At 64.0% G+C, this 10,819-nt stretch carries 11 protein-coding genes; all 11 read right to left on the bottom strand.

Going from position 1 to position 10,819, the window contains the following annotated elements:
* Positions 1-473 precede the first annotated feature (473 nt).
* Positions 474-788 (bottom strand): PilZ domain-containing protein, encoded by a 315-nt coding sequence (locus tag C8J40_RS06320; protein WP_132896238.1) that lies wholly within the window; start codon positions 786-788, stop codon positions 474-476.
* A 124-nt stretch (positions 789-912) separates the two neighbouring features.
* Positions 913-1,143 carry a 50S ribosomal protein L31 gene (rpmE, locus tag C8J40_RS06315; protein WP_055880673.1) on the bottom strand — a complete coding sequence of 77 codons (231 nt, stop codon included), beginning with the start codon at positions 1,141-1,143 and terminating at the stop codon, positions 913-915.
* 104 nt (positions 1,144-1,247) lie between these two features.
* Positions 1,248-1,751: a 3-hydroxyacyl-ACP dehydratase FabZ gene (fabZ, locus tag C8J40_RS06310; protein ID WP_132896237.1), complete on the bottom strand. Its 504-nt coding sequence runs from the start codon at positions 1,749-1,751 to the stop codon at positions 1,248-1,250.
* 9 nt (positions 1,752-1,760) lie between these two features.
* Entirely contained in the window at positions 1,761-2,426 is a 666-nt protein-coding gene (locus tag C8J40_RS06305; protein WP_132896236.1) for an OmpH family outer membrane protein, read from the bottom strand.
* Positions 2,426-5,182, bottom strand: coding sequence for an outer membrane protein assembly factor BamA (bamA, locus tag C8J40_RS06300; protein WP_243693234.1), 2,757 nt, complete (start codon positions 5,180-5,182; stop codon positions 2,426-2,428). The genes C8J40_RS06305 and bamA overlap by 1 nt, the downstream gene beginning before the upstream one ends.
* Positions 5,183-5,235: 53 nt before the next feature.
* Positions 5,236-6,369, bottom strand: a complete 1,134-nt coding sequence (gene rseP / locus C8J40_RS06295) for an RIP metalloprotease RseP (RefSeq protein WP_132896234.1) — start codon at positions 6,367-6,369, stop codon at positions 5,236-5,238.
* Positions 6,366-7,523, bottom strand: a complete 1,158-nt coding sequence (locus C8J40_RS06290) for a 1-deoxy-D-xylulose-5-phosphate reductoisomerase (RefSeq protein ID WP_132896233.1) — start codon at positions 7,521-7,523, stop codon at positions 6,366-6,368. Before C8J40_RS06290 ends, rseP begins: the two co-directional genes overlap by 4 nt.
* Positions 7,520-8,275: a phosphatidate cytidylyltransferase gene (locus tag C8J40_RS06285; RefSeq protein WP_132896289.1), complete on the bottom strand. Its 756-nt coding sequence runs from the start codon at positions 8,273-8,275 to the stop codon at positions 7,520-7,522. The genes C8J40_RS06290 and C8J40_RS06285 overlap by 4 nt, the downstream gene beginning before the upstream one ends.
* Before the next feature lie 181 nt (positions 8,276-8,456).
* The gene (locus tag C8J40_RS06280; protein ID WP_132738141.1) at positions 8,457-9,224 is read right to left on the bottom strand and encodes an isoprenyl transferase; all 768 of its coding nucleotides are present in this window, start codon (positions 9,222-9,224) and stop codon (positions 8,457-8,459) included.
* Positions 9,221-9,778, bottom strand: coding sequence for a ribosome recycling factor (gene frr, locus C8J40_RS06275; protein WP_056055952.1), 558 nt, complete (start codon positions 9,776-9,778; stop codon positions 9,221-9,223). The genes C8J40_RS06280 and frr overlap by 4 nt, the downstream gene beginning before the upstream one ends.
* 1 nt (position 9,779) lies before the next feature.
* Positions 9,780-10,508, bottom strand: a complete 729-nt coding sequence (pyrH, locus tag C8J40_RS06270; protein ID WP_056066004.1) for a UMP kinase — start codon at positions 10,506-10,508, stop codon at positions 9,780-9,782.
* Between the last annotated feature and the right edge of the window lie 311 nt (positions 10,509-10,819).

Genomic DNA, 10,819 nt, shown 5'->3' with positions numbered 1-10,819 from the left:
CCCTTGAGGAGCCCGAGAACCGCAAGCCGCCGCCCACATGTCCCTTCATCTTAACCTACAATGTCAAAGAGCCGACAAAAATACCGACACTCGCATAACCCTCCCTACGGAAGGTTTGGAGCATCTGGTTTTTTGCGACCTCGGCGTCCAGACCGTGTGGTCGTTCGCTGCGGTGACACCCCTCTAAGACCACCTCGCCACACCGTCAAACGCTTTTTTACAGTTTCGGGTCGGTTTTCGGAATTTCTGACCCCTGCACTGCTCTGCGGGCTGTTGTCGCCGGCCGAACCATGTCACGCTGCGCGCTGTAAGTCGCTAGACGAACGTCAAATTTGCCCCACACGAAGTCGAAACCGCGAGCCTCGTCCGGTGCGATGCCAGGGTTGCAGGCCATCCATTATGTCGGAAAGCGCAAAGTCGTATAAGGTGCGACGACGCGATCATGCGAGCTAACGTGATCGCGATTAGCGACGCTATGCCGGATGATCCTGAATGAGCGCATCGAACGCTTCGATTGATAGCGGTTTGCGGAACTTGCAGCCGGCGGTAAAATCGTCCGCCCACATGACTTCGGCAACGATCTGGCCGATCTGCGGCAGGTTGAGCCAGATGCTGGTCCCGCGCTTCAGCGCCGAATAGGTCTGGAGCCGCGCGCCGTTTATCGAGATGTCGACGACCTTGCACAAAGTGCGGCGCGTCTTGCCGATGCTGACGTCCAACGCGACGGGAGCACGGGGAGAACCGCGGCGGCTGGTGCGCTCTGCGGGTTCGAAATCGGCGGCGAACATGGCGTCCTCGTCCTTGCGAGTCCTAAGTCTGGCTTGCAGTCACAAGCCTAGCCGCCGTTACCTAACGTGATCTTAAGAAATGACCCCGGAACGGTTTAGTATCAATCCGCTCCGGGGTTTATACTTACTTACGGAGCGTGAGACCGCCACCGAAACGCTTGTTGAAGCGCGCGACCTGGCCGCCGGTATCGAGCATCGTGCCGCGGCCGCCGGTCCATGCCGGATGCGCGAGCGGATCGATCTCGAGCGTCATCACATCGCCTTCCTTACCCCAGGTGGTGCGAGTCTGGTACTTGCTGCCATCGGTCATCTGGACGGTGATCATGTGATAATCGGGGTGCGTATCGGCCTTCATGGGAATTCTCCGTATGTGGCTGGTTCCGACCAGCCTGAAAAGGAAGGCGCGCCCGTACACGGACGCGCCCGATTTTACAAGAACGCGGGCCTGAAGCCTTAGCCTCAGACTTTAGGCGGGTCGGCGATCATCGCGGTGAAGTTCGCTTCGGCAACCAGTTGCCCGTCGACCAGAGCGCGACCGGCGAACTTGCACACCGCACTGCGCTTCTGGATGAACGTCACTTCGAGTTTCAGCAATACGCCCGGCTCAACCGGCTTGCGGAACTTCGCGCCGTCGATCGCCATGAAATAGACGAGCTTGCCCGAGCCCGCGAGACCCAGCGACTCGACCGCGAGAATCCCCGCGGTCTGCGCCATCGCCTCGACGATCAGCACGCCCGGCATGATCGGACGCCCAGGGAAATGCCCCTGGAAGAACTGCTCGTTCATCGACACCGCCTTGATCGCGGTGATCGACGTGTCGAGGACCAGGTCCTCGACACGATCGACCAGCAGCATCGGGTAGCGATGCGGCAATGCGGCCATGACGCGCCCGATATCGAGCGGGCCCAGGCCTTTTGCCGCAGTCAGGCCTTTTGCCTCAGTATCGTTCACGATATCGGTCATCGGTGTAGCTTAGCGACCCTGAGGGGTGCGCGTAGCTGCCGGTGTACGACCAGCCGGTGCTGGTGCTGCGCCCTGCTGCTGCTGGCCACCCTGCTGGTTCGGCTGCCAGTTCGCCGGGACGGCGGTGCTGACCGACGGCACCAGACGATCGAGCTCGGTGGTGATCGCTGCGGTGATGTCGGCGGTCGGCTGTGCGAACAATGCGGCCTCGGGACGCAGCAACAGGCTGACGTTCTTGGCACGGACGGCAGCCGTCACAGCGTCGCTGAGCTTCGCCTGGATCTGCTCGATCGCATATTGCTGCGCGCGCTGGGCGGGCTGCGTCAGGCGAGCGAGTTCCTGGTTGGCGGCGTTCTCGCGGGTCTGGATCGCCTGAGCCTGCGGACGCAGCGTCGCTTCGGTCGCGCCGGGTGCACGCTGTGCGGTCTGGAACGCGGTAACCAACGGCTGAAGCTCACGGGCAACCGCCTGGCGACGCGTCTCGGCCTGGTCGAGCTGTGCCTTGTAGGTCGTCTCGATCTGGGCACGCGCAGCGTTCCAGGCCTTCGAGTTGGCGATCGCGCCCTGCGCATCGGCGACGGCGATACCCGAAACCTGCGCATCGGCGGCAGTTGCGGTCATGGCAGCCGGCGCGACGAGCGCTGCGGCGAGGAGAAGCGTCTTGAACGTCGTCATCAGAACTGTGTCCCTACGTTGAAAGTAATGAGTTTGGGGTCGTCGCCCTTCTGCTTGAGCAGAGCCCTGGCGAGATCGATACGAAGCGGGCCGAACGGCGAGTTCCAGTTGACGCCGACACCGATCGACAAACGCGGCCGGGCCGAGTTGCCGAGGAAGCTTTCGACAAATGGAGTCTGCTCGGCCTGCGCGCGTGGATTGGCTGTCGTACCGATGCATGAGGTCCCTGCTGCGTCGGGCGACCCCGTCGAACACGTCGTGTTCGCCGTTACCGGCGCACCGGACGAGCTGGTGGTCGTATAGGTATAAAGCGGCGCACCCAGAGAATTGACGGCTGGGGTGAAGTTGGACTTCACATATTCCTTGCCGGTGGCCGGATCGACCGCAGTCTCGAATGTCGCGGTCGGCAACGGACGCTTGATCCCGAACAGGCTGCCCATCTGCGCGTAGACCGACGGCCGCAGTCCGAGCTCACGCGCGCCCGAGCCCAACGGAATCTCGATTTCGGCACGCGCCAGATAATAAGCGCGACCACCGAGCGCGTCGTCCTGGATCGAGTTGCGATCGGTCGCGAGGATCTGTGCCGGCGTTCCGTCGCTATATGCTGCGCGCAGGATACGCGGGCCGACGCCGCGGATGTCGAAGCCGCGGAACTGCGGCTCACCAAGATAGAAGCGATCGGTGATACGAATCGCATCGATACCAGGCCCGCGGCTCTTCTCGAGCGGATGAATATAGCCACCCTCACCGATCAGCGATCCGATGAAACCGCTACCGAGGTTGACGTACTTCGATCCTTCAAGGCGGGTACGCAGATACTTCACGTCGCCGCCGAGACCGGCAAAGTCCTGGCTGAACGAGAAGCGCGAACCGGCGGTCGGGCGTAGACGGCTGTTCAGCGTATCGCGGCTGACCGAATAGCCGACCGACGAGGTCCAGCGATTGCCGATGGCCTCGCACAGATAGCGCCCTGCAACCAGGAGGTTACACGAGCCGTCGGCGTTCAGATACTGACTGTCGAGGCTGACTTCGTCATACGACAGACCGTAACGACCCGACAGCGACCAGAATTCGGTCAGCGGTACGCCAGTTCGCAGCTGGAAGCCGGTCGAGACCTGTGAATAGTTGGTCTGGCGATCATTGCCGACATAATTGAACGAGTTGTAGTCGCGGCGGAAGATGTCGCCGCCCAGCGCGATATTCTTGTCGAACAAATACGGCTCGGTGAAGCCCAGCTCGATCGACTTCGAATAGCTCGAATAGTTCACACCGGCGCGCAGTTCCTGGCCCTTGCCGCGGAAATTGCGCTGCGTGATATTCGCCTGGATGATGAAGCGCTCGAGGCTCGAATAACCCGCCGACAGCTGGAGTTCGCCGGTCGACTTTTCTTCGAGGTTGGTCTCCAGGATCACGCGGTCGGGCGCGGAGCCCGGCAGCTGCTTGATCTCCATCTTGTCGGCGAAATAGCCGAGCGAGTTGATGCGATCCTGCGAACGCTTCACCTGGAAGCTGTTGAACGCATCGCCCTCGGCCAGACGGATCTCGCGCCGGACGACCTTGTCCTGCGTCTGCGTGTTGCCGTTGATCTCCACGCGTTCGACATAGGTGCGCTTGGCTTCGGCGATGTTGAAATTAATCCCCATCGTCAGCGTTTCGGCGTCCTTCTGGAACTCCGGGTTCACCTCGGTGAACGCGTAGCCGAACAGACCCGCGGTCTGGCTGAGGTTGTCGACCGAATCCTCGACCAGCTTCGCGTTGTACCAGTCGCCCTTCTTGAGCGGCAGCGTCGCCGCGAGCTTCTTGTTGTCGAAGTCGCGGATCTGGCTGTCGACGGTCACGTCGCCGAACTTGTAGCGCTTGCCCTCCTCCACCACGTACGTGATGATGAAGTCCTTCTTGTCCGGCGTCAGTTCCGCGACCGCCGAGGTGACACGGAAATCGGCATAGCCCTGCGTCAGGTAGAACTGGCGGAGCTTCTGCTGATCGTAGGACAGGCGGTCCTGATCGTAGCTGGTCGCCGACGACAGCAGGCGGAACAGCCGCGACTGCTTGGTCGCCATCTGGCCGCGAATCTGATCGTCCGAGAACACCTCGTTGCCGAGGATGTTGATCTGGCGGACCTTCGACTTCGGCCCCTCGCTGACCTCAAACACCACGTCGACGCGGTTCTGGTCGAGGTTGACCATCTTCGGATCGATCACCGCGGCGAAACGGCCCTGGCGGCGATAGAGTTCGATGATCCGCGAAATGTCCTGACGGACCGCGGTGCGCGTGAAGATCTGGCGCGGCGCGAGCTTGATCTCCTTGGTGATCTTGTCGGTCTTGAGCGCCTTGTTGCCCTCGATGATCACGCGGTTGATGATCGGATTCTCGCGGACGCGCAGCACGATGTTGCCCGTCTCGACGCCGGCGATCGAGTAGTCCGCGAACAGGTCGCTCGCCTGCAGGTCCTTCAGCGCCTGATCGAGCGTTTCCGCGGTGTACGGAATACCGATGCGCAGCTTGGTGTAGCTCAGCACCGTCTCGGCCTCGATCCGCTGCGATCCTTCGACTCGCAAAGTCTTGATCGTACCGGCGGATACCGGAGCCGTGACGGGCGTTACACTATTGACCGCCCCCGTGACGGGATTGCGGGCCGGAGTCGTCGTCGCGACCGGTGCGGTCTGCGCGAACGCGGGCGCGCCGGACAGGATCGTGCCTGCGAGAAGCAGGGCGCCCTTCCGCGCGAAATCGTAACCGTTGATCGCTGTCACCAAACCCACCCCAAAAACGTGCACATACAAGGCGCGCCCGCCCTGCCCTATCGTCGTCAGCCGATCAAGCCGGCCAGATTTTTCCACAGCCCGAAATTGCCGAGATCGTTGAACGTCACCAGCAACATCAGCGCGAGAATTGCCGCGAGGCCGCCGCGAAACGCCCATTCCTGAACCTGCGGCTCGACCGGGCGCCTGCGCACCGCTTCGATCGCATAAAAGAACAGGTGACCGCCATCGAGCATCGGCACTGGCAGCAGATTGATGAACCCCAGATTGATCGAGACCAGGGCGATCAAGAAGACATACGCGTCGAGCCCGAGCGACATCTGCTCGCCCGACACCTTGGCGATGCTGAGCGGCCCGCCGAGTTCCTTGACCGAGCGGCGCCCGGTGATGACCTGGCTCAGCGTCTCGACCATCATCGAGACGATCTCGCCAGTGCGCTTCACCGCGATCACCGGCGCTTCGATCAGGCTGACGGGAACGATCACGGGCTTGCTGCCGGCGATGCCGAGGCGGCCGATCTTGTATTCGTTGCCGAAGCGATCGCGCTGCAATTCGGTGCCGATCACGAGATCGCGCGATACCGTCTGGCCACCGCGCACAGCGTCGATCTGCGTACGCTCGCCGGCGCGGATGCGGGCGAAGCGGGCGAGATCGTCGAACGTCTCGACCGATCGTCCGCCGATCGCGGTGATCCGGTCGCCGACCTGCAGGCCAGCAGCCGCGGCCGGACTGCCGGGCATCGTGCCACCGACGACGGGCGGCATGCGGATGTCGCCGTAAGCAAACGCGAAACCAGCGAGGATCAGGATCGCGACGACGAAATTGACGACCGGTCCGGCTGCGACGACGATCGCGCGCTGCCATACCGGCTTCGACTGGAAGGTACGCTGGCGTTCTTCGGCGGGTAGCGACAGCCATTCGGCCGAAGGCTGGCTCGCCGGGTTCATGTCGCCCGCGAACTTCACATAGCCGCCGAGCGGTAACCAGCCGAACTTCCAGCGGGTGCCCCGGCTGTCGGTGAACCCGGCGACCTCGCGGCCGAAGCCGATCGCGAAGGCATCCGCCTTGATGCCGAAAAAGCGTCCGGCGAGGTAATGTCCCATCTCGTGCACGAACACGAGCGGCCCGATCACCAGGACGAACGACAATATGGTCAGCAGGATACCCGGCGTTTCGATCAAACCACGCAATCCTCTACACGCTTGCCCGCCAGGATCCGCGCCTCGGCGTCGATCGCCAGCACGGCATCGACGCTGTCCGGTGCGGCCGGGTTATAGCGCATTAGCGTATCCTCTACGATTGCGGCAATTTCGAGGAAACAAATCCGGCGCTTGAGGAAGGCTTCGACCGCGACTTCGTTGGCGGCGTTGAGGATTGCCGGCCGCGCCCCGCCCGCATCCAACGCTTCGCGCGCGAGTCGCAAGGCCGGGAAACGCACCGGATCGGGCGCCTCGAAGTCGAGTCGGCCGATTCCGACCAGGTCTAGCGGGGCCATCGGCGTCGCCATCCGGTCGGGCCATGCGAGCGTATGCGCAATCGGCGTCCGCATGTCGGGGGGCCCGAGCTGCGCGAGAACCGAGCCGTCGACATAATCGACGAGGCTGTGGACCACCGATTGCGGGTGGATGACGATCTCGATCCGGTCGTGCGGAATCGGAAACAACCGGGCGGCCTCGATCAGTTCGAGGCCCTTGTTCATGCAGGTCGCCGAATCGACCGAAATCTTTGCGCCCATCGACCAGTTGGGGTGCTTGACCGCCTGCTCGAGCGTCACGCCGCGCATCTGCTCGATCGTCCAGTCGCGGAACGGGCCGCCACTGCACGTGAGGATAATCCGCCGCACGCGCTCGGGCCGAGTCGCGTCGAAGCACTGGAAGATCGCGTTGTGTTCGGAATCGGCAGGCAACAACGTCGCGCCGGTCCGCTTGGCCGCGGCAAGGATCACGTCGCCGGCCGAAACCAGCGGCTCCTTGTTGGCGATCACGACGGTACCGCCCTGCTCGATCGCCGCCATCACCGGCTTGAGCCCCGCGCAACCGACGATCGCACCCATCGTCCAGTCCGCGCCCGACGCAGCCGCCTCGGCAATCGCATCGGCACCACCGCCAGCGCGGATGCCGGTGCCCGCCAGCGCCTCACGCAATTCGGGGAGACACCCTTCGTCGGCGACCACCGCGAACTCGGCGTTAGTGCGGATCGCCGCGGCGGCAAGCTTGGTCACATCGCAGTTCGCGGTCAGTGCGACGACACGGAAGCGATCGGGTTCACGCTCGATCAGGTCGAGCGTCGAGGTGCCGACCGAGCCGGTCGCCCCCAGGATCGTCACGGTCTTCATGCGTAGAAATGCGGCAGCAGGACGAGGAGCGCCGCGACCGGTGCGACGGGCACCAGGCCGTCGAGCCGATCCATCACGCCGCCATGGCCGGGCAGGATGTTGCCGCTGTCCTTCACGCCTGCCACTCGCTTCAACCAACTCTCGTAAAGATCGCCCATCTGCGCGAGCACGGCGAGCACCGGCGTTGCCAGCGTCATCCGCATCGGCAGGCCGTATTGCGTGTGCAGCACCGCCGCGACCGCGCTCGCCAGCACGACGCCCCCGATCAGCCCCGACCATGTCTTGTTCGGGCTGATCACCGGCGCGAGCTTGGGCCCGCCCAGCGTCCGCCCGGTGAAGAACGCGCCGATATCGCACGCCCACACCAGCGACAGCGCCCACAGCGTGAAGAGGATACCCTCGTCCTGCCGCCGGATGATCATCAACGCGAGTACCGGAAGGCCGCAATAGAGGATGCCGAGCGCGAGCGGTGGCTTGCGCGTGGTGATGACGACGAAGAACGCGGCACCTGCCAGCAGCCCCAGCGTGAAGAAATCGTGGATCACGAGGATCAGCGATGCGGGCGCCATCAGCGCGAGCGGGACCGACAATGCGAACTGCGTCATCCGCTTGGTCTTGCGATCGGCGCCTTGCAGCATCGACCATTCCGCCATCATGAACAGCGCCGCGACCACGCCGAGCACCCAGAACGCGATCCCGCCCAGTGTCAGTGCGATACTGGCGACGGCGATCATCGCGACGCTGGCGATCATGCGGAGTTTCAGATTGGACGGCGTTCGCAGCACCTGGTCGGGCGCGTTCGCCGGGTCTGGCAGGGTCGTCAAAGGGCCACTCCAAACCTACAAGTATTTGCCCGCGAAGGCGGGGGTCCAGGGTCACGCACGCTCGCGTCCCCAGCTCCTGTGCCCCCACGTTCGCGAGGGAACAGAAGTTTCACAGACCACCGTAACGGCGTTGACGCTGACCGAACGCCGCTACCGCATCCGCAAGCGCGGCGGCATCGAAGTCAGGCCAGAGCGTGTCGACGAACAGCAGTTCCGCATACGCCGCCTGCCACAACAGGAAGTTCGACAGACGCTGCTCGCCCGAGGTGCGGATCATGAGGTCCAGCGGCGGCAGGTCATGCGTGTCGAGTTCGGCCTCGATCGTGCCGACGTCGATGCTGGCGGGATCGAGCGCGCCGTCACGCGCACGCTCGGCAAGACGCCGTGCCGCGCCGACCAGCTCGGCATGCGCGCCGTAATTGAGTGCGATCGCTAGGATCGGACCGGTATTGCCCGCAGTCCGCGCGATGGCGTCATCGACCATCGCCACCAGATCGGGCGAAAAGCTGTGATAGTCGCCGATCACGCGCAGCCGGACGTTCTCGCGCGCCAGTTCGTCGAGGTCGCTGCGGATGAAATGCCGCAGCAGCCCCATCAGGTCGCTGACCTCTTCGGCCGGACGCCGCCAGTTCTCGGACGAAAACGCATACAGCGTCAGCGCCTCGATCCCCATCGCGCGCGCGGCGCGCGTCACCTTGCGCACCGCCTCGACGCCGGCCTTGTGCCCGGCAAAGCGCGGCAGGAACCGCTTCTTCGCCCAGCGGCCGTTGCCGTCCATGATGATCGCGACATGACGCGGCACAGCCCCGCCCGAAGGGACGGCGACGAGCGGCGCGGCGGAGGTAGCCCCCGCCGAAGCGGCGCCGAACGCCCTCACTTGCCCAGGATTTCCTTTTCCTTGGCGGTCGCGGTCGCGTCGAGCTCGGCGATGATGCTGTCGGTCAGCTTCTGGACTTCGGTCTCGTGACGCTTGCGCTCGTCCTCGCCGAACACGCCCTTCTTCTCGTCGACCTTGAGCGAATCCATGCCGTCGCGACGGACGTTGCGGACCGCGATGCGCGCCTTCTCGGCGTACTGGCCCGCGAGCTTGGCGAGTTCCTTGCGGCGCTCCTCGGTCAAATCAGGGATCGGCAGGCGCAGCGTCTGGCCGTCGACGATCGGGTTGAGCCCGAGGCCGGCCGAGCGGATCGCCTTGTCGGTCGGGCCGACGTTCGACTTGTCCCAGACCTGCACCGACAGCATCCGCGGCTCAGGCGCCGACACGGTCGCAACCTGGTTCAGCGGCATCGACGAGCCATACACCGTCACCATCACCGGATCGAGCAGCGCGGTCGACGCGCGGCCCGTGCGAAGCCCTGCGAGATCGCTCTTCAGCGCTTCGACGGCACCCGCCATGCGGCGCTCGAGGTCGGTCTTGTCATAGGCTGCCATCTTAAAGCTCCTGCTCGTTCTGAACGATCGTCGACACGCCATCACCCGCCAGTACCGCGGCGAGATTGCCGGGTTCGCGGATGTTGAAGACGACGATCGGGATGTTGTTGTCGCGGCACAGCGCGATCGCGCTCGCGTCCATGACCTTAAGGTCGTCGGACAGCACGCGGCTGTACGTGACCGTTTCGTAGCGCACTGCGTCGGGGTGCGTCTTCGGGTCGGCGTTGTACACGCCGTCGACCGAAGTGCCCTTGAACAGCGCATCGCACTTCATCTCGGCAGCACGCAGCGCGGCGCCCGAATCGGTGGTGAAATAAGGGCTGCCGACGCCTGCCGCGAAGATCACGACGCGGCCCTTTTCGAGGTGACGCTCGGCGCGGCGGCGGATGAACGGCTCGCAGACCGACGCCATCGGGATCGCCGACTGGACGCGCGTGTCGACGCCGATCTGCTCCAGCGCGTTCTGCACGGCCAGCGCGTTCATGACGGTCGCGAGCATGCCCATGTAATCGCCGGTCGCCCGGTCCATGCCGCGTGCCGCGCCCGCCATACCGCGGAAGATGTTGCCACCGCCGACGACGATGCAGATCTCGTAGCCCTTGGCCTTGATGTCCGCGATCTCCTGCGCGACGCGCGCGGTGACGGTCGGATCGATCGAAAGGCCCGACGGCCCCATCAGGACTTCGCCCGACAGTTTCAGCAGGATACGGTTGTAGCGCGGAGGCGTCATAAATCTCGAATTGTGATTGGCGGGGCGGCGCGGACCTTAGGCGGCGAGGCCCGGGATGTGAAGCGCTGTGCGGCGCGTGCATCGAAACTGGGTGGAGATCGGACGGAAAATTCTCGATTGCGGAAGAGCGCGTATCGGAGAATCACTGTCATTCCCGCGGAGGCGGGAACCCATATGGGCTGGCGTCTCGGTAGATCACCGGGTCCGGAGTTTATGGATCCCCGCCTGCGCGGGGATGACGAGGCGGCCCGAAGGCTACCGCGTATCCTTCTCCCCTTGGGGAGAAGGTGGCCCGGCAGCGCCGGATGAGG

The sequence above is a fragment of the Sphingomonas sp. PP-CC-3A-396 genome (assembly GCF_004343105.1).
GTDB lineage: Bacteria > Pseudomonadota > Alphaproteobacteria > Sphingomonadales > Sphingomonadaceae > Sphingomonas.
The sequence above is the reverse complement of the archived record's forward strand: the minus strand, read 5'-3'. Positions and strand labels throughout refer to the sequence as shown.